Annotated in this window: 15 protein-coding genes; 1 reads left to right on the top strand and 14 read right to left on the bottom strand. The window is 37.0% G+C overall.

Annotated elements, in window-relative coordinates; genetic code table 11:
• Nucleotides 1-5 precede the first annotated feature (5 nt).
• Both ACZ1GR_RS16760 and ACZ1GR_RS16755 read right to left on the bottom strand, forming a co-directional pair.
• Nucleotides 6-2,060, bottom strand: coding sequence for a hydantoinase/oxoprolinase family protein (locus ACZ1GR_RS16760; RefSeq protein ID WP_377768207.1), 2,055 nt, complete (start codon nucleotides 2,058-2,060; stop codon nucleotides 6-8).
• 98 nt (nucleotides 2,061-2,158) lie between these two features.
• Complete coding sequence (locus ACZ1GR_RS16755; RefSeq protein WP_472609993.1) at nucleotides 2,159-4,513, bottom strand: TonB-dependent receptor; 2,355 nt, start codon at nucleotides 4,511-4,513, stop codon at nucleotides 2,159-2,161.
• Between the two features lie 113 nt (nucleotides 4,514-4,626).
• Here ACZ1GR_RS16755 and ACZ1GR_RS16750 point away from each other — a divergent pair, with 113 nt between their 5' ends.
• Nucleotides 4,627-5,862, top strand: a complete 1,236-nt coding sequence (locus ACZ1GR_RS16750; RefSeq protein WP_377768205.1) for a hypothetical protein — start codon at nucleotides 4,627-4,629, stop codon at nucleotides 5,860-5,862.
• 140 nt (nucleotides 5,863-6,002) lie between these two features.
• Here ACZ1GR_RS16750 and ACZ1GR_RS16745 read toward each other — a convergent pair whose 3' ends face one another.
• The 12 genes from ACZ1GR_RS16745 to ACZ1GR_RS16690 all read right to left on the bottom strand — a co-directional run bounded on the left by ACZ1GR_RS16745 (nucleotide 6,003) and on the right by ACZ1GR_RS16690 (nucleotide 20,469).
• On the bottom strand, nucleotides 6,003-7,283 hold the full coding sequence (locus ACZ1GR_RS16745) for an NRAMP family divalent metal transporter (RefSeq protein WP_472609992.1): 1,281 nt from the start codon (nucleotides 7,281-7,283) through the stop codon (nucleotides 6,003-6,005).
• 5 nt (nucleotides 7,284-7,288) lie between these two features.
• Complete coding sequence (locus ACZ1GR_RS16740) at nucleotides 7,289-7,957, bottom strand: bifunctional 4-hydroxy-2-oxoglutarate aldolase/2-dehydro-3-deoxy-phosphogluconate aldolase (RefSeq protein WP_472609991.1); 669 nt, start codon at nucleotides 7,955-7,957, stop codon at nucleotides 7,289-7,291.
• 8 nt (nucleotides 7,958-7,965) lie between these two features.
• Complete coding sequence (locus ACZ1GR_RS16735) at nucleotides 7,966-9,006, bottom strand: PfkB family carbohydrate kinase (RefSeq protein ID WP_472609990.1); 1,041 nt, start codon at nucleotides 9,004-9,006, stop codon at nucleotides 7,966-7,968.
• 44 nt (nucleotides 9,007-9,050) lie between these two features.
• Nucleotides 9,051-9,806: an SDR family NAD(P)-dependent oxidoreductase gene (locus tag ACZ1GR_RS16730; RefSeq protein WP_472609989.1), complete on the bottom strand. Its 756-nt coding sequence runs from the start codon at nucleotides 9,804-9,806 to the stop codon at nucleotides 9,051-9,053.
• A gap of 10 nt (nucleotides 9,807-9,816) precedes the next feature.
• Complete coding sequence (locus ACZ1GR_RS16725; RefSeq protein WP_472609988.1) at nucleotides 9,817-10,581, bottom strand: SDR family NAD(P)-dependent oxidoreductase; 765 nt, start codon at nucleotides 10,579-10,581, stop codon at nucleotides 9,817-9,819.
• Nucleotides 10,582-10,604: 23 nt separating this feature from the next.
• On the bottom strand, nucleotides 10,605-11,891 hold the full coding sequence (locus ACZ1GR_RS16720; RefSeq protein ID WP_472609987.1) for an MFS transporter: 1,287 nt from the start codon (nucleotides 11,889-11,891) through the stop codon (nucleotides 10,605-10,607).
• A 213-nt stretch (nucleotides 11,892-12,104) separates the two neighbouring features.
• Nucleotides 12,105-12,812 carry a FadR/GntR family transcriptional regulator gene (locus ACZ1GR_RS16715; protein WP_472609986.1) on the bottom strand — a complete coding sequence of 236 codons (708 nt, stop codon included), beginning with the start codon at nucleotides 12,810-12,812 and terminating at the stop codon, nucleotides 12,105-12,107.
• 180 nt (nucleotides 12,813-12,992) lie between these two features.
• Nucleotides 12,993-13,940 (bottom strand): polysaccharide lyase family 7 protein, encoded by a 948-nt coding sequence (locus ACZ1GR_RS16710; RefSeq protein WP_472609985.1) that lies wholly within the window; start codon nucleotides 13,938-13,940, stop codon nucleotides 12,993-12,995.
• Nucleotides 13,941-13,950: 10 nt separating this feature from the next.
• The gene (locus tag ACZ1GR_RS16705) at nucleotides 13,951-14,850 is read right to left on the bottom strand and encodes a polysaccharide lyase family 7 protein (protein WP_472609984.1); all 900 of its coding nucleotides are present in this window, start codon (nucleotides 14,848-14,850) and stop codon (nucleotides 13,951-13,953) included.
• 22 nt (nucleotides 14,851-14,872) lie between these two features.
• Nucleotides 14,873-15,880: a PKD domain-containing protein gene (locus ACZ1GR_RS16700; RefSeq protein ID WP_472609983.1), complete on the bottom strand. Its 1,008-nt coding sequence runs from the start codon at nucleotides 15,878-15,880 to the stop codon at nucleotides 14,873-14,875.
• A gap of 16 nt (nucleotides 15,881-15,896) precedes the next feature.
• Nucleotides 15,897-17,330, bottom strand: a complete 1,434-nt coding sequence (locus tag ACZ1GR_RS16695) for a RagB/SusD family nutrient uptake outer membrane protein (protein ID WP_472609982.1) — start codon at nucleotides 17,328-17,330, stop codon at nucleotides 15,897-15,899.
• A gap of 19 nt (nucleotides 17,331-17,349) precedes the next feature.
• Nucleotides 17,350-20,469: a SusC/RagA family TonB-linked outer membrane protein gene (locus tag ACZ1GR_RS16690; protein WP_472609981.1), complete on the bottom strand. Its 3,120-nt coding sequence runs from the start codon at nucleotides 20,467-20,469 to the stop codon at nucleotides 17,350-17,352.
• Nucleotides 20,470-20,550 lie beyond the last annotated feature (81 nt).

The following is a 20,550-nucleotide window of genomic DNA, read 5'->3' as shown; positions in this document are numbered from 1 at the left end:
TGTTGTTAAAGTGTCAAAATCAAATTTCCATATTCATCTATACTAACATCGTGCTCTGGCGTAACTACTGTTGTTGTTGCTTTCTCAGCAATTATAGCAGGGCCTTTAAAATTCATTCCTGGCTCCAAACCTTCTCTTCTATAAAATGATGTTTGCTGTTTTCCTAAATCATCAAAGTCTACTTCTCTTTCATCAAAAACAGCTTGTTCAACCTGTTTACCAGAACATTTCATTTGTGGAAAATCTGGTTTATCAACTTCAACTTCAGCTACTAAGTGATAATTAACCAACTCTACCGGAGCATCTAGCTGAAAGGTAAACTGTCTTTGATGTTCTTTATGAAAAGTCATAATCACATCTTCTAAAAAATTAGCACTTGAAAGACCTTCGAGCTTTACTTTTACATAATGTTCTTGCCCCATGTACCTTAAATCTGCGTAATGCGAAAAACTTGCTTGAGCTTCTTCATAATTATCCTTCTTAAAGTTTACCAATGCTTCGTTCTTCATATCTTGAAAGTTGGCGGTAATTACATTCGTTGCATCTTGATTTAATGAAATTACACTAGTTCTAATATAGTCTCTTCGGATATCTGACATCAACATGCCAAAAGCAGAGAAAACGCCTGCGTTTTGAGGAACGACTAACTCTTTTACTTGTAATTCGCGAGCCAAATCCGCACCGTGCATCGCACCACCACCGCCAATAACAATCATGGTGAAATCTCTTGGATCATGTCCTTTATTTACAGAAATTAATTTTAGCGCATTTATCATATTGGCATTGGCTACACGTAAGATACCTTTTGCTATCTCTTCTTTACTAGCTTTTAAAGCAGTACAAAGTGGTTTGGAGGCATTTTCGATATTGTGGTAATCTGGTTGTAGTTCTCCGCCCAAAAAATAATCTGGATGAATTCTACCTGTAATGATATTGGCATCCGTAGTAGTGAGGTTCTCGCCTCCACGACCGTAAGCTGCTGGGCCAGGAATAGCACCTGCACTTTTTGGACCTACGTGCATTTTACCGCCTTTATCTATCCAGGCAATACTTCCGCCACCATTACCAATTTCTACAATCTCTATGACTGGGGTTTGGATGGGATAACCAGCCTTTGTTCTAGAATGTTCTATTTTATAATTAGTGGTAATCTTAACTTGCCCGTTTTCTACTAATGCACACTTAGCGGTTGTTCCTCCAATATCAAGTACAATCAAGTCTTTTCTACCTATTACTTTCCCTAAGGCGATTGCTCCGAAAACCCCGCTAGCCGGTCCGGACTCGACCATGGTAATTGGATTGGATTTCACATCATTAATGGTCGTAATGCCGCCATTAGACTGCATGATGTAAGGTGCATCTCTTAGTCCATTCTTGTTCAGTTTTTCTTCTAAATTGCTTAAATATCTCTTTGCGATAGGAAGCACATATGCTGATAGCACTGTAGAACTCGTACGTTCATACTCCCTCCATTCTCTTGTAACTTCATAAGAAGAAATTATCTCAATATCCGTGTTGAGTTGAGCTATTTCTTTTGCTATAGCTATTTCATGTTCGGGATTTTTATAAGCATGTAAAAGACAGATGGCAATGGCCTCTACTTGTTCTTCTTCACATGTCTTAATAATTGCTTTTAACGTACTTGTATTAAGACTCTTTAAAATTTCACCCTTGTAATTGATACGTTCCTCAACTTCAAATCTGAGAAATCGCGGAACAAAAGGGGCCTGTTTTACAAAATTAAAATTGAATAAGTCAGGTCTATTACAGCGAGCAATCTCAAGTACATCCCTAAACCCTTTTGTTGTAATTAAAGCTGTTTTCGCACCTTTTCTTTCCGTTAAGGCATTAATGACTACTGTTGTGCCATGCGCAAAAAAATCAATCTCCTTTAAATCAATAGTAGCTTTTTCAATGGTATTTAAAATACCTTCTTCAAAGTTGGCGGGTGTAGTATCAGATTTGCCAACGCGCACTCCTATTGGTTTACCGCTTTCTTGATCAAATTCCAAACACACCAAATCCGTAAAAGTTCCACCAATATCTGTAGCAACCCTCATAAATATTTTTTTTTAAGAAAAAGAAAACCACCAATACTTTAGTGGCTTTCTTAAACTAACTCTCACTCAAACTTAATTTTGTAGCGTAAATGCCTTAATTAAAACCTATAGGTTAAAGTAGCACCGTAAGCAGAAGGCTGACCTAACCAGGTCAAATCAGAACCTCCATTGGAAAAGGTTTGATCGAAAAATTCGGTAATATACTGGGTATCTGTAAGGTTTGTTCCCCATAGACCAATGGTAAACTTGTCGAATGTAAAATTAGCCCTGGCATTCAATAAACTGTATCTAGGAGAGACAGCCGCATTATCTTCATGCCAATACATTTCACCTGTTCCTTCTAAATTAACATTACCATTAAAAGCAATCTTATCAGAGATATCAAAACGAGATTCCAGTCCTAAGCTATAACTATCTTGCGGTACCAACGGGGTGGCATTGCCAGAAACATCTATTGTTTCATTCGCTCCCGTACTAACAGTTGAGGTACCATTTTCAATTCTTGATTTACTTACACCGTAACTAGCTAAAATATCTAACCAATTACTAGCTCTAATTCGCATGTCTGCCTCAAATCCAACAGATAGACTCTCTGCAACATTAAAGTTTCCAATAAGTATCTGCCCTGCTCCACCATTAAGTACTAGTGCATACAGCTGTTGGTCTGTAAAGTCTATATAGTATCCCGACACATTCAAAATAAAGCGATTGTCCCAATAAGAATTTTTAATGCCTATCTCGTAATTATCCGTTGTTTCAGCATTAAACGAGGTATCATAACGAACGGTTTGCCCCTGATTAAAACCACCAGTTCTATATCCTTTACCGTAGTTGGCATACATCAACATATTGTCTGTTGCTTGAAAAGCCAAGGATACTTTAGGCTGTAATTGTGTATCTACTCTACTTGGCTTAGTTCCTTCACTTCTATTGTCTTGACTAATATTGTCACTATCATATCGTAACCCTGCCGATAGCGTTAACTTGTCCGAAACTTTAAAATCCATAAAACCGAATACCGCGAACGTTTTGTATGTATTGGTAAAATCTCCTACGGCTAGCGGACTCTGGGTACCTGTTGGCTCAAATGGAGGGCCAAAGAAACCAAAATCAGCAGATGCTCGAGTAATCAAGGTTTTATCCAAATTTTGATAGAATGCTCCTAAATCCCAATTTATCTTGCTATCTGCATCAGTAACCGATCCTAAACGGATTTCTTGATTAAAAGTCTTGGTATCACTATCTTGGTCTTGCCTAAGAACATCTGCTGGAGTAAAGTCTAAATCACCAAAGGCATTTCTTTTTCCCTCATTATAGGTAGTCAATGATGTAACCTTAACCTTATCTAAATTAAAATCTACTTTTAAGTTTCCGTATGTACCCTTAAGCGTACCAACACCTCTTTGATCGGCAACAATACCTAAATTATCGTAATCATCTGGTGCAATTTTAGCACTGCCATTGGTTGGTGAAGCATAGTAAACCGCTCCCGCTTCAGTATCAATTATTTGACCTGTTAGCGTAGCAGAAACTTTTGAAGATAAGTTGGCCTTTATTTGTGCCCTTAAAGATAAATCTTCAATAAAATCAGGTGAGTTATTCAATGTCTCATTATTTAATAGGCCATCCCCCTTTTTGTAGGATCCTGAAATGCGGTAAAATAGTTTGTCCTTTACCAATGGTCCTGTAGAGGACAATTGTGCCTGTAACAAATTACCGTTTCCGTAACCTACTTGAAATTTGTTTCTGAACGTATTGGTAGGTTCATTGGTTACAATATTAATTGCTCCTGCGATTGCATTTTTACCATATAAAGCACCTTGAGGACCTTTTACTACTTCAATAAGAGCAACATCGAATAGTTCTTGATTCAAAAGGTTCGCATCTGGCAATGTAACACCATCTATTACAAATGCGATAGGCGCATCACCATTTCTTATTTGTGAAATACCGCGCACTGTAATAAAATTATTACCCACATTCTGAGAAGTCGTAAAATTTACATTAGGAATTTGGTCTGCAAAAGTTTGCACATTGCTAATACCCTTTGTTTCGATATCTTTTGCTGTAAATGTGACTACAGATTCGGGTATAGATTGGACGGATTCTGCCCTTCTTCTGGCTTGACCGACAACATTTTCGAATCCTTTTACCACGACCTCATCCAATTGTGAAGCATCCTCCTCCATGGTAACATCTATCGTATTTCCTGTTACTGCAACTTCCTGCGTTTTATAGCCTAAATACGAGAAAACCAATGTAGCACCATTTCTTACGCTAATGGCGTAATTTCCCTTGTAATCTGTTGTCGTTCCATTTGTTGATCCCTTTTCCACAACGGACACTCCTAAAAGAGGGCCTTCCGAAGCCGTAACATTACCGCTGACCTCTGTCTGCTGGGCAAACATTGCACTCGGCACAATCAATAGAATTAAAATAATAGCTCTGAACATAGTCTTTTTAGTTGTTAGTTATTCCCTAAATGTAAATTATCTATTATTCCAAATCATTTATTCCAAATAGTTTTTATATTTTTAGTAATTCCAATATAAATAATTGGAATTTTATGGAATATAAAAAACTTCAATCAGATAATAGTCCTTTGTTGCTCACCAAATACACCTTTAATACTTTATTAGAGGCAATTGTTCGACATTTTAAAAAATCGCATGCTATTGAAAACTACAAAGATTTTCAACTTTATGGTTTCGGTAATTACGATAGTGAAAAGCCAAACTTAAAAAACGACTTGGAACTAGTCTTAAAGGACTATGTGAATGGAAAATACCTCTACAATAAGCAACGTGAGTTAGTATCCGGCAAGCCCATTGTGAAAATAAGTAGAGAATATCGAGATTTATTTTTTAACTATTTGGGGTATACAGGGGTCTATGACTTTATAGAGAAGGAAATCAGTAGTAAAGATGAGCACTTAAAACAAATAACACTCCTGCAGAATCTTTCACAAAATGAAGAATTCTACTATGTATGTTACTATTACGGTGAAGATAAAAAAATGACCAAAGGTCAGTTAACCATCCATAATAACTGGAAAACTTTTGAACTCACTTTTGTTTATCTAAACTCGCAAAACGAACCTGTTTTTTATGACTTGTTCGGCACTATAAAACAAGAGAACAATTTTGTTCATTTTGACTGTAAGCACTTCATTCAGAATAAGAAAATACAAGGTTCTAAAATGATTTTCTATGTAGGCATGGCCTCATATTCTGAAAGGCCCATTTTAATTGGCGCATATTCCTCATTTGATAAATACGACCATAGTATTGCTGGAAAATTAATGCTGGTGCAAATGAATTCTCAACAAGAAATGGAACAAGAATCAAAATCTGTCCATTTTCATCCTGCTATATGCCAAGAGCTAATCAAATTTCGTCATATAGTTCCTAGTAGAGTTCCAATACAATTATCAAAAATATCGCCGCAAAGCCCATATGCTAGCATATTTGCTAAAATACCAAATGATTATAAGGCTATCTTTTCGTTAGAAAATGAGCAGATTGAGCTAGATTTTCGCATTCAAAAATATCACTATAATATATTAAGCAATATTGAGGATATTGAATTAGAGAATGATAGAGTTACCATTGCGGGCAAGGGTCAAATATTGGAACTTCACTTTGATATTACTGGTATTTTTAGGTTACTAAAGGCTTCTTTGTACATTAAAAATTATGAGCTTCTTTCTGAAAACAAAGCAGGTACGGGAACTTTTTCTGGAGTAGATATCAATAATAATCCTGTTTCAGGAGCAGTGAGGTTATTAAACATAAACGACTAATTTGGATAGGTCATAACAAGTAACATATTGATATTCATTAAAAAGGGTATAAATCTTCATCCATCAAAACAAAGGTATCCTCTAAAAATCCGCTTTAATCTTGTGCCTACCTCGCATCCTGCTTAATCGTCTTTAAATTCTTAGGTAAAATAACCTATCAGCCCCAGAATGCCATTATAAGAAATTACACAAGAAAAAAATAAGGCCCCTAATAAGCTTAAATTGACAAGCAAACTCGTCTTATATAGTTTTCTTGATTTTTTATTATTGATCAAGATCAATATTCCTATGATTACAAGTGGCAACACAAAAACATTAAATACTTGAGATACAATTTGCATTTCTATTGGATTTGCTCCAAAAACAGGAACAATCAAAGCGAAAAGGCATGCAAAAAAGGTAATTAACTTAAATTGACGTGAAGTAGTATCTAATTTTCCTGATTGGTAATCCGCAACTAATATAGGCGCAATTAGAATACAGGGGAATATTGACGATAAACCAGCACTTAAAGTTCCAAAAAAGAAAAGGGTAAGTGCAAATTTTCCAGCAACTGGCTCTAATACTTCAACCATATCTAAAACCTTGGTTACAGGTTGCCCACTCTGAAAAAGTGCACCACATGCAACAGCCATAATTGTAGCACTGATAAAAAAGACCAAACACGCTGCGATAATGGCATCTTTCTTTTGTTGTTTAAGGTTCTTAATTGTCCATCCTTTTCCTTGAACAAATAAAGGTCTCGAAAGAAATGTAGCTGCTGCCATTGTAGTACCTACGAATGCTGCCACCATCATTTTACCTCCTTCTACAGAAGGAATTGAAGGAACTAAACCTTTGGCCACCTCAATGGGTAAAGGATAAACCATAAAAAGCGATATCAGAAAAGAGAACGCCATTATGGTTACAAAAACAACCAAAATCTTTTCAAAAAATGTATATCTCCCTACCATTAGTAGGCCATACATAATAGCAATTACTAAAATTGCTATTATTAGAACAGTCTCATATTGATGGTCACCGACTGTTGGAAAATAAATATGAATAATTTCAAAAATGATATTTGATGAAATACCCATTATCCCCATTAAGGAATTCCATTGCCCAAAAGCGATTCCTACAATAATCAAAATCGCCATGACCTTACCCCACTTCAAATGCTTTTTAAAGGCAAACAAGGCTGTTTCACCTGTCAGCAAGGTATAATTACCGTAAACGTAAATCAGAACTCCTGAAAAAAGACAACTTAGTAACAGCACCCATAACAATTGCATACCATGGGTGCTTCCTGCAACAATCATTGATGTTACGCTGCCCGTTCCAATGGTGTAACCAATAGCAAAAATTCCAGGCCCAAAGGCTAGTAGCGCTGCAAGTATTTTTTTGAGTAATGATGTATTACTTGCGCTTACCTTGTCCATACAACCTAGCTTCTTACTTGGGTTATAGTCTTTAAAGTAGTACGGACTTTTTCTTCAAGTCCTTTAAAATCCCCATTGGAAAGCATCTCTTTGCTAATTAGTTTAGAGCCCATACCAACACAAGTTACACCAGCATCGAACCATCCTTTTAAGTTTTCTTCATCAGTACTAACACCGCCGGTTGGCATGACATGCGTCCATGGTTGTGGCCCCTTAATGGCCTTGACAAAACCTGGACCATAAGTAGATCCCGGGAATAGTTTAACAATTTCACAACCTAGTTCTTCTGCATTGTTGATTTCAGTTAACGAACCGCAGCCTGGTGACCACAATACTTTTCTTCTATTGCAAACTTTAGCAATATCTTCTCTCAATGAAGGAGTAACAATAAAATTAGCACCCATCTGCATGAACATACTTGCCGCAGCAGCGTCGGTAATTGAGCCTACTCCCATAATCATTCCCGGAAGCTCCTTAATTGCATATTTGCTCAACTCTAAAAACACTTCAAACGCAAAATCACCTCGAGCAGTGAACTCCATCAATCTTGCTCCGCCATCAAAACATGCCTTTAGTACCTTTTTACCCACTTCAACATCAGGATGATAAAATAAGGGAACCATCCCTGATTCTTTCATCACATTTGCAACTTCTATTCTTGAATATTGTGCCATAACTATATCTATCTTGCTACACGACCAGAAGCATCTCCACCCATTAATTTTTCAACTTCTGCTACCGTAACCAAATTTGCATCACCTTTAATGGTATGTTTTAAACACGAAGCGGCAACAGCAAAGTCTAAAGCATTTTGATCATCCTCAGGGTATTTTAACAATCCGTAAATGAGGCCTCCCATAAATGAATCTCCTCCTCCTACTCTATCAACAATATCCGTAATTTGATATTGGCGCGTCTCATACATTTTATTTCCATCATATAAGACACCTGCCCATGTATTATGAGAAGCAGAAATAGAACCCCTCAAGGTCGTAATTACTTTTTTTGCCTTTGGAAATTTCTTCATCATCTGTTTACAAACCGATAGAAAAGCTTCTGCCTTCACCTCATGACCATGTTTATGAACATCTAGGCCTTCTGGATGGATACCAAAGTGCTTTTCTGCATCTTCTTCATTACCTAAAATAATATCGCAATAGCTTGTTAGTTCTGTCATGATCGCTTCTCGATTACCACCATATTTCCAAAGTTTTGCTCTGTAGTTAAGGTCAGTAGAAATAGTAATACCTTTAGCCGATGCCGCCTTTACAGCTTCTAAACAAACATCTGCAGCCCCTTGAGAAATGGCTGGGGTAATGCCTGTCCAATGGAACCATTCAACCCCATCGAAGACAGCATCCCAATCGATCATTCCCTTTTCTATTTCGGCAATTGCGGAATATGCCCTATCGTAAACTACTTTTGATCCTCTTGAAACTGCACCGGTCTCTAAAAAATAAATTCCTAATCGGTCTCCTCCAAATATGATTTTATCCGTGCCTACACCACGTTTGCGCATTTCCATCAGAGCACAATCACCAATATCGTTTTTGGGTAATCTTGTCACAAAATCTACTGGCACACCATAGTTGGCCAAGGATACGGCCACATTAGATTCTCCACCCCCATAGACCACATCAAAACTATTGGCCTGAGAAAATCTTAAAAATCCCGGCGGTGCTAAACGAAGCATAATCTCACCAAAGGTCACTACTTTCTTCATCTAAAAACTTAATTATTTTAATTGCTATTATTCTGTATGTTGTTTTAGCTAAAGGCCAAACCTCCATTTATATCTATATTGTTTCCTGTTATAAAAGAAGACTCGTTAGAAGCCAAATAGGCAACTAAATCTGCAACTTCTTCCGCAGCGCCCTCTTTTCGTAGTGGTGTTGAAGCCGCTACTTTAGCACGAATCTCATCTTTTGTAAAGTCATCATGAAATTTAGTGCCAATTAGACCAGGGCAAATCGCATTCACCCGAATCCCTTTTGGGCCCAATTCTTTTGCCATTGCCCTACTAAAGGTTGTTACAGCACCCTTAGAAGAAGCATATAGCGCTGAACCGCCGCCGCCGCCATCTCTAGACGCCTGTGAAGAAAGATTTATTATGGAGCTACCAGAACTCATTAAAGGTGCAAAAGCTTGGCTTACAAACACAGTAGATTTAAAGTTTACGTTCATGACCAAGTCATAAAACGCTTCGTCAAATTCTTGTAAGGTCTTGCGAGCGAAAAGTCCACCGGCATTATTTACCAAAATATCCACATTATCACCAAAGGCTTCTATGGTCTTTTGCTTTAAATGTTCGATATCTGAAAGTTTTGAAACATCGGCTTTGACTGCTATTGCTTCTTGACCTAGCACTTTTATTTTTGAAACAGTTTCATTTGCCCCTAATTCAGTATTGTAGTAATTAACTACAACTTTAGCGCCTTCTTTTGCAAGCTTGATCGCTATTGCTTGACCAATATCTCTAGATCCTCCGGTAACTACAGCTACCTTTCCTTTTAGTTTGCCCATTTAATTTAAATTATATTCCTAAAGCTTGTCCGCCTCCAATTTGAATCGTTTCCGCCGTAATGAACGAGGCATCCTTGCTCGCCAGAAAGGAAATTACTCCCGCAACATCTTCGGGCTGCCCTAACCTGCCAAGCATGATATTATTCGCCCACGAAGCAAAAACCTCTGGCTTGGTGGCCTTTATTTGTGCATGGAAAGGCGTGTCTATAGTACCCGGTGAAACCGCGTTCGCCCGTATACCATACTCCGCTAAATCCTTTGCCAATGCCCTTGTTATCGCATGGACTCCCGCTTTTGACGTACCATAGATACCTGCTCCAGGTCCTCCTGCCGTCCAACCTGCGTTCGAAGTGTAATTGATTATGGATGGATGCTCCCCTTTTTTAAGAAAAGGTATCGCGGCTCTTGAAGCAAAAAATACCGAATCAAGGTTAAGGGCCATTACGAACCTGTAAAAATCCGTCGTCATTTCTTCGAATCGTGATCTTCCGCCAAGGCCTCCGGCATTGTTCACAAGCACGTCTATTTTACCGTACTTCTCCCCGATCTTGGTAATATTGGACGTCACGGCTTCTTCACTGGTAACGTCGAAACCATAATATTCAGCCTTGATACCCTTGGCAACAAGCTCTTTTACCCGTTCCTCCCCGACCTCATCTTCTATACCGTTCAAAACTACGGTATAACCATCTTCACCTAATCTTTTTGCAACTTCAAAACCTATGCCTCCTGTTGCTCCTGTTACTACGGCAACTTTACCTACATTCTTACTCATCTTTTATAAGTGTATTTTCTTGATTAAATTTTATTTTCTGTTTTTACTAACCCTACTTTTCTAATTAAAAAGAAAATTGATATTACTGCCAATACCACCGATAATGTTATAGCAATAAAAGCTGGGGTATACGAACCGCCTTTGGTTATATTACCTATAAACCAATTCATTATTATTGGGGAAAAGGCTGCAACTGTTCCTGCAAGGCCTGCTAAAGTACCAACTGACGGTCCTTTAAATAAATCACTGGACAGTGTTTGAATGTTTCCTATAGCAAACTGAAATCCGAAAAGTGCTATTCCTGCCAAATAAATAAAGGTCATATAATTGGAATCACTAACGAACATTATAATGCAAACAAATCCTAGAATGATTAAAGCACTTCCTACTACTATACTAGCTTTTCTTCCAAAATCTACGGAAGTACGTTTTATAATCAACTCGGTAACATAACCCCCTACAATTCCGCCAGCAGCGGCCATTAGATATGAAATCCACATGGTGTTTCCAATCTCCTCTATACTAAGGCTGAATTTTGAATTCAAATAAATTGGCATCCAACCTGCAAAAAACCACCAAATCGGCTCAATAAAGAATCTACAAAGTAAAACTCCCCAAGGTTGTTTAAAACTCAATATTTCTAAAACCCCTAAGCTTTTGGCACCTTCAACCGCCACATCATTATTGGCAATTCTATCATTAAGTATTAAGTTTCGCTCATCCTCGGTCATCCAAGGGTGATCTTCAGGTTTTGACTTGTTCACTATATACCATGGAACTACCCACAACAACCCTAAACCACCTAAAATCAGATAAGTTGATTTCCATCCAAATTGGGCATAAAGAAAAACGATGATTACTGGAGCCACTACATTACCTATTGATGCTCCAGCATTAAATATGCCCTGTGCCAAAGCCCTTTGTTTTACTGGGAACCATTCGCCATTACTCTTTACTGCTCCGGGCCACAATCCTGCTTCGCCAAGCCCCAATAAACCTCTCACTATGGACAAGGTTGCTACACCTCTTGCAAGTGCATGAAAAGCAGCGGCCAAGGACCATACTACAATGGACACTATAAAGCCTATTCTAGTTCCAATCTTATCATACAACCTACCGGATAAAAATTTACTTGCGGCATAGGTAATCATAAAAATATTGAGCATTAGGGCGTAATCAGAATTATCCATACCTAAGTCTTCACCCATCTGTGGCCAAAGTAAAGCGAATGCCGTTCTATCGATGTAGTTTATAACGGTAGCTACAAAAATCAATATTATAATCCACCATCTTAATCCTTTTACTTTCATAATATATGTTCTAATTACTACTTGATAAAAACCCCGCCGCAAAGCTTTAAAGCCTTCTCGCAAGCCCTTTACGACTATAGTCTATATAGTAAAATCGGATATTCAATGACCGGCATAAAATGGTATCGACATGTAATCCATCAAATTTTACTCCCTCCTTATGATATACATTGAAAACAAAATCGTGCACTTTTTGTTTTCAAAATTTTCAACTTAGTTATTTGTATGATAACAATATTGATATAATACATTGAAATGAACTTTCATCATCTCTTTGGCTCTTTTTGGGTCTTGGTCTTTAATCGCCATAAATATATTTTCATGTTCTTGAATACCTTTAAAAGATTGATTTGAATCACAAACATGATACTTTTCAAAATTTGTAATAATCTCAGGGGTAATAATCAACATAAACGTATTCATAGAGCTGTTCTTACTTGCTTTGGCAATAGCAAGGTGAAATAACAAATCTTCTTCTACAGCATCTTCTTTATTCAACACCTTATTTTTATAGGCATCCAAGGCAGATTGCATTGCCTCTAAATCTTCATCTGTTCTTCTAAGCGCCGCCAATCGCACTGTTTTAAGTTCCAATAAAATTCTTGTCTCTACTAATGATTTAAAATCTGGTTCTTCTAGTCCAAGGATATCCTCCATCATACCGCTCATAGCAACACGCCCAATATCTGCAATAAAAGTTCCGCTTTGGGGTTTAGAATATAAGATTCCATAAAACTCCAATTTTTGAATGGCTTCACGAATATTACTTCTACTTACCTCGAACTTTTCGGATAGCATACGCTCTGAAGGTAACTTATCACCAGGCTCTAAGTTTTTATACTCAATTAAATCGCGAAGTTTAGCAATTATACTTTGCTGCACATCTCGTTTCTCATTGTTGGTTAAAACCTCAACTTTCATAGTATTTTTTTAATTGACCAAATTGGTTAACCAGATTGGTTTGTTAAATTTATGAAAATTACTTCAACTATCGGTTATTGATTTCAATTATATAAACATTATTTCAATGTAGTTTACAAAGGCTGTTAATAAGGAAAAAATCAACAGCCCATGTCATAACTAAACTAACTCAAATACTTATTAATGTTCAACTAGTAAATCATAATATTTAACTTTTGCAAATGCCTCTGAATCCGTAGTTTGCAAATAATTTCCTGCCTTAAAGTAGTTTTCAAAAACGCCCCATTTTTCTATGTGAACACCTTCGAACACTTGAGAATCACTTTCATTCAATATCACTTCCATCCTTCCTTCCGATGCTTTTATTTCAATCGTAAATTTTTCAAAATCAACTTTATCCGGAAAAATATAACTCTCTCCATCCTGCCAAGCATCTGTATACAGTATTTCGGTATCCGAAGCGGACAAATCTTTTAAGGCTTTTGTTACAACTCTTACTGCCCCATCTTGCCAATAAATTTTTAGCATTGGCGGTGCATTATTATCATTTTCACCTATTAGGTCACGCTGTGCATTTGTTAATCTTCCGTGAATTTGCATAATCATAGTTCGGTGATAATCACCATCATTATCTTTAGAAATTTCTTCTAAGGAAAGTGTCCCTTTCATACTTCCACCCTCTGCGAACGTCCAGTTTGTTGAATTACTACCGGGGTCCATTTGCTCTCTTAACTCAGTTCTTGAATACGATGAATTTGTTGTTGTAGCACCGGGGTACGTATAAAAAACCAGTGCACCATTAATTGAGTCGTTATACATAAATGGTTTCAAAACCTCATTGTTAGCATAATCTAAAATTTCAGGGGGTTCAACTTCAATTGGTTTTCCATTATTTGAAATTGGTAAAGTAACTTTCCAATTGTTCAAATCTATTTCAGGTAGAACAAACGAAGGATTATTATCTTCACCAATGGTATCATCTTCTAGAATAACTTCTTCCTCTATTTCTTCAATTGGGATATCCTTTCCTTCACTATTACAACCGTAAATTAAAATCATGGCAATAACAATGACGAACAGTTTCTCCGAGATATGCTTTAAAAGTTTAAAGTTCAAATCAAGTTTCATATAGTCATTTTTAATGTGCTACATCCAGTTCATAAAGTTTAACACTTGCATAAGCACCTTTATCTCTCGTTTGAAAGTAATTGCCCACCTTAAAATAGTTTTCAAATATTCCCCAACGTTTTATACTTGCGCTATCATAAACAAAAAATTCATTTTTATTTAATGAGACTACCATTTTACCATCAGTGACTTTAACTTCTATCGTAAATTTTCTAAAACCTACCTCTTGTTCAAAATTTTGACCTTTATCGTCAGTCCATGCTTCTTTGTATAAAATTCCTTTTTGATCAACACCCGCAAACTTTAAAACTTTCGTTTTTACTCGAATCTTTCCGTTTTGCCAATAAATCTTTAAAATGGGCGGCGCATTGTTATCTTTTTGACCAATCAGTTCACGTTGTTCATTTGTTAACCGCCCATGAATTTGAGCAATAATTACCTTATGATACTTTCCATCATCAGCCCTAGAAACTTCGCCCATTGCCATTTTTGCCTTTAGATATCCACCTTGAGAAAATGTCCAATTAACCTTATCATTACCAGGCTCCATTTGTTCTCTTAGCTCTGACCTAGAATATTTGGTGTTCGCTGTAGTAGCATCTGTTGGATAGGCATAAAAAACCAAAGCTCCTGAAACTGAATCATTATACATGAATGGTTTTAAAACTTCATTACTCGCATAATCAAGAATTTCAGGTGGTGATACACTTATCGCCCCTCCCTTACCTTTGCCTTCAGGAATCGTTACCTTCCAATGACTTAAATCAATTTTTGGCAGCTTTACCCTCTTTTTTTTATTCTTTTTCTTTTTTGCACTCAATTGTACATCAGTTCTATCATCATCAGATTTTTGCGCTGATGTAATAGCGCTCGTTAGAATAAAAAAACAAAAAACTACCAAAAATTTCATTAAGCTTAATTATGGTTTATCGCTAATTAACTGCAGTAATAGTTACAGAATCAATTCTAATCTCTTCATCTCCACTTGAAAAACCATATCTGGCAAAATCGGCAGGATCTTCAGGACCTGCATTTCCAATTCCTCTTATATACAGGGCAACGCTATCATTAGATCCAGAGTTGAATATGAACGTAAAGGTTCTGTATTCGCTGTCTGCTGGATTAGTGACCACTTGAATATCCAAGTTGTTATCTGCAATTAAAGTCTGATCAACAGAAGTATAGCCAAAACCAGACTGTGGAATCTCAGTAGTATCAGTAAAATAAGCAGGAGTATAGCCATCAACATAACCCTCACCAGCCAGCACACGAATCTCTAACGAACTTGGCAAATTACCGGTAGCAATATCCGATTGAAATAAATACGGTATTTCCACTCTATAATCAGCGTTTGGTGTAACTGCAAACTCTTGATAAACATGGTCTGGTTCACGATCATCAAATTTTAAAACATCAGAACCATTTCCACTACTTGATTCTCCTTGTTCACCTACATCCGTATTAATCCATCCAGAACAAGTACAATCTGAACCTGAAGATTTCGGCGACCTTACAAACTCAGGATTTAACAATACTGGATCAGGTACTGCCGGAGCATCTGGCTCAATCAATTCAAATGTCTCTGAATAAACATCCGTTTGGCCTAAAGCGTCAGATACAGTAAGTGTTACTGTAAACTCGCCTTCTCCCGGATAAATTACTACAGGGTCTATATCAGTCGAGGTTGTGCCATCTCCAAGGTCCCAAAGAAAATCGGTAGCATTATCCGATTGATTTGCAAATTGAACCTCATTAAAATTTTCAACTTCAACACCTGCAGAAAATGTAAAAAATGCACTAGGCGGTGTTTCATCATCAATAGAATTAGCCTCAGGCAAATCTTCTATAAATTCGCAACCGGCAAATACCATTGTAATGACCGCAAATGCGCCTATTCCAATTTTTGATATTATACCTTTTTTTAAGTTTATTGTCTTCATAACTCTATTTTATTTTTTAATATCCTGGGTTTTGCACCAATAATCCTTGACTTATAGATATTTCAGCAGAAGGAATAGGTAATAGTAAATCTGTTGCCTGAAAATTAAAACTATTTGCCGCAGAAAATGCTGATAGCACCTCTTGTGCTACTCCAAAGCGTTTTAAATCTAAGAAACGGTGATTTTCAAACGCTAGTTCAACGCGTCTTTCATCCATTAAGTCTTGCTTAGTAATATTTGTTACGGTATCGGTAAGTCCAGCTCTATTTCTAACCGCCTGAAAAGAAGCTAGGGCAGCAGCAACACTGGTTTCTTGACCACCAGCCATTATCGCCTCTACATGTAACAATAAGACATCTGCATATCGTATTACAATTAAATCGTTACCTGCAATTCTAGGGTTCGCAGGTGCAGAGGTAACGCCAACTTCTTCATCGATGATTGGCAAATATTTTGCGCACTGAAACAAGCCAGGGTTACCCGGGTCTTCTCGAAAAGAGACCGGACCTCTGTTACCACCTATCACGTCGAAAAGTGCAACAAGTTCTGAGGTGGCATAATTTGATCCCGTACCACGGCCAACGGCATCTAAAAATTCAGCCGAAAAACCTTGACTATCATTAACAACGGTATCATCATAACCTATTGCAAAAATTGTTTCGTTGTTATCTTCATTATAAAAAACATCTAAAAGACTATCTTCTAATTGGTAATCGCCACTATCTATAACATCTTCCAATAAACGCTGTGCAGCCAAATAATTTGTACCTAAGGTCATATACACCTTAGCTAGTAAAACTTGTACTGCGGCTTTAGAGGCTCTAGTGCGACTGCTATTATCCAACTCACTAGCCTCAGCAAATTCTAGATCACCTAAAATCAAATCGTAAATTTGACTCTCAGCAACTCTAGTAAAACCAATTTCAGTTTCTTCTGGGCCTATTACCCTATCTACTAATGGTACATCTCCGTAATACCGAACTAAATTGAAATAGGCATAAGCTCTTAAAAATCTAATTTCAGCCTCAAAGACATTTCTGTTTCCGGTTGAAGCGTTATCCAAATTTTCAAGTACTAGATTTGCTCTAAAAATGACATTATACATACTGCGGTAGTATGTGGTTACTGCTAAAGTTTCTGGCAATACATCAAAAGTTTCAAAATCAAAACCTTGAGGTGAACCACTTTTGGTTCTTCCATTATCACTTAATGTCTCACCAAGCTGATACTCCACCTGTACGGACAAGTATGGGTTATTAAAACCACCTTCACCTTCTAATGGATTGCTCCCTTGAATTCCATCATATATGTTGATGATTCCTGAAAGTATTTCATCATCATCATTGAAGAAGTTTTCAACCGTAGTTGCTGACTCCGGAATCGGGTTTAAGTCACATGACCCTATTAAAATGGCCAAACTTAACAATGAAAATATTTTTATTTGTTTCATAAGTCTTGTTTTTAATCTATTAAAATTCAACATTTAGCCCAAAGGATATTGTTCTGTTAATTGGTGTACCTCCTCTTTGATAACCAAAAGTTTGAACACCTAGAGGTAAATTTCGAATATGTTCCGGATTCCAACCTGTGTAATCCGCGGCTGTAATGAACATTAGGTTTTGACCAGTTGCGTATAATCTTAAACTAGACAAATTTAATTTAGAGGTGATTTTTGATGGGAAATTATAGCCTAAACTTACGGTACGTAGTGCTAAGTAACCGGCATTTTGAACCAATTGACTTGTAAAAATTCGCTGTACCAATAATTCTTGGTTAGGTGTAGTAGCCCTATCAAAATCTACCGTGTTACTATTAAAGAAATCAAAAACATACTGATCACCTAAATTATAGGTCTTAGCTCCGTGACTTCCTTGAAATAAGAAACTAAAATCTAAATCACCAATTTTTAAGTCGTTACCAAAACTCCAAACAAGATCAGGAAAAGGGTCTCCAAGAATAGTTTTGTCGTCATCATCAATTATTCCATCACCATTCAAGTCTTTTGCATATACGAACTGCGTTCTATTACCTACTTGTCTAAACGGATCATTTAAGTTTTCGAATGCAATATCCCGATCAAACACATAACCATAAAAAGATGATATCGGCTGTCCTTCTAAATTAATCCATTCAACCTGTCTACTTCCATCACCCGTATTCACGACCTGTCCGTTAGAATCAGCTAAATCCGTTAATGTATTTTCGTTAAAAGAACCTATAAATGAGGCACTCCATCTAACTTTCTCGGTGTTTAAGATTCTTGTTCTCAATTCGAACTCGATTCCTTCATTCTCTACTTCACCAAGATTTACAAGTCCATTTGTAAACCCTGTTGTACCTGCAACTGGATTATTCAATAATAATTTATCACTGGTTCTTTTATAATAATCAAATGATCCAGAAATAACATTATTAAAAAAGCCAAAGTCAACCCCTGGGTTTATTTCCACCGAACGCTCCCATTGAAGTAATTCATTTGGTAGGTTCGCTGGGTTAAACGCACTTGTTACCGTTCCATCAACAACTGCACTCGAAGTCTCTAATAGTGCCAATGACGGATAATTATCCGTTAAAAAACTGGTATTTAAATCATTAGTACCCGTAACACCATAACTAAAGCGGAACTTAAGTTGATTAACAACATCGCTATTCTTTAAGAAATTTTCATTTGATGCTACCCAACCTGCGGAAACAGCAGGAAAATTACCATACTTAACATCAGCTCCAAAAATAGAACTACCATCACGACGTATACTAGCATTAAACAGGTATTTATCATCGAAAGAATAAATAACCCTACCTAAGAAACCGTTCAAAAAGTTTTCATAGAAAAATGCAGTTCCTTCATTGATAATCGAACCACCACCAACGTTTGGTATTAAATCCGAAGTAAAACCTGATGTTTCCAACTGAGATTCTTCAAAATCTCTATGCTCAAAAGTAGCACCAACAATTGCATTAATCTGATGTTTACCAATTGTCTTATTAAAACTTAAGATATTATCATTGATTAAGGCCAGACGACTTCTGGTATCATATGAGGCGTTTGCACCAGCAGCACCATTCCTTGATTCATTAATACCCTGATAGTCCGTATTGATTCTATTCTCATAAGTGGCCGTAAGGGTAGATTTAAAACTAAAATCATCTGAAAGCTTATAATCCCCATACACACTTCCATAAAACTTATATCTATTCTCAAAACGTTCGCGTTCTAATAGTTTTGCTAAAGGGTTAATATTACTTGTGTTACTTACATCCGTTCCGCTTCCAACAGGAATTCCTATAAAGTTACCATTGGCGTCAAAAATACTGGTAGCACCCGCTGGAAATTGAAAATCATCAAACATTCTTTGCAGCACGTAATCGCCTACTTGAGCATCAGCGTATCTACCACCATCCCTAACTCTATTTACAAAATTGATATTGGTCTCATCTAAACGTGCCGGCACCCATGAAGGCTGACGAACAACATCATAAACACCCGTAGCACTGAATCTTCTTCGTTTAGAAAAAGAAGGGGTGAAACTGGCTCCTAATTTTAGCCTATCCGTGACTTGCGAGCTTATTTTTGCTTGTGCCGTATATCGCTCAAAACTATCGGTCAAAAGAACACCATCATCTCTTACATAACTAAAGTTTAAATTAAACTTAGTCTTCTTAGTACCACCTCTGGCTCCAAAACTGTGACTGGAAATAGTACCACCGTTGATGATAATATCTTGCCAGTTGTTTTCGGCATTAATTAATTGACGCATTTGGCTACCTAGAGAAAGTCCTCCCGTAATAGCTATTTCTCTGTCTAATTCTCCTTGAAAATCGATGTCATAAGCATCACTTTTATAACCTTCCTTAAAACCAGTGAATGTGTTATACGTAAATCTAGTTTTACCTTCTTTACCTTGTTTTGTTGTAATTTGAATAACACCGTTTGCACCTCTCGAACCAAAAATAGCTCCTGAAGCAGCATCTTTAAGCACTTCAAAAGACTCTACATTGTTCATGTCGAGGTTGGTCAGAAAGTCAGAATCGACTACAGCCCCATCAACGACCACTAAAGGACCGCTATTTGAAGTTATCGAACCAACTCCTCGAATTCGTATCGTTGGTGCAGAACCGGCTTCACCTTCCGAGTTTCGAATATTCACACCAGAAACCTGACCTATTAAAGCTTCATCGACTCTGGAAACAGCAATTTGATCCAAATCTTCATTTACAACTTTAGATATTGCACCGGTAAGCAATGATTTTTTTTGCGTACCATAACCAATAACTACAACTTCATCCAATTGCTCTGTATCTTCTTGCAAAGTAATGTTGATTGTTGCCTGACCATTTACAATCTGTGTTTGGGTGGCATAACCTATGTAGGAAAACTGCAAGACGTCATTATTTGACGCACTAATGGAATAGTTACCATCAAAGTCTGTTTGAACACCACGCGTAGTATTTAGTACGACGACATTTACACCTGGAACAGGAACCCCATCAGAATCAGTAACGGTACCTGTAACCGTTAAGTTTTGAGCTATTAGCTGAATATTTATCAGCAAAATAGCAATCATTAGTATTCTCTTTTTTATATTCATGAGTTTTGAATTAATTTTCAACTACTTATAACAAAAACCATGGACTGGTATTTGTTGAAAAATATTTTGTTTATTGGATAT

Source organism: Croceitalea sp. W27, assembly GCF_055693185.1.
This window is presented reverse-complemented; position numbering and strand designations above follow the sequence as displayed.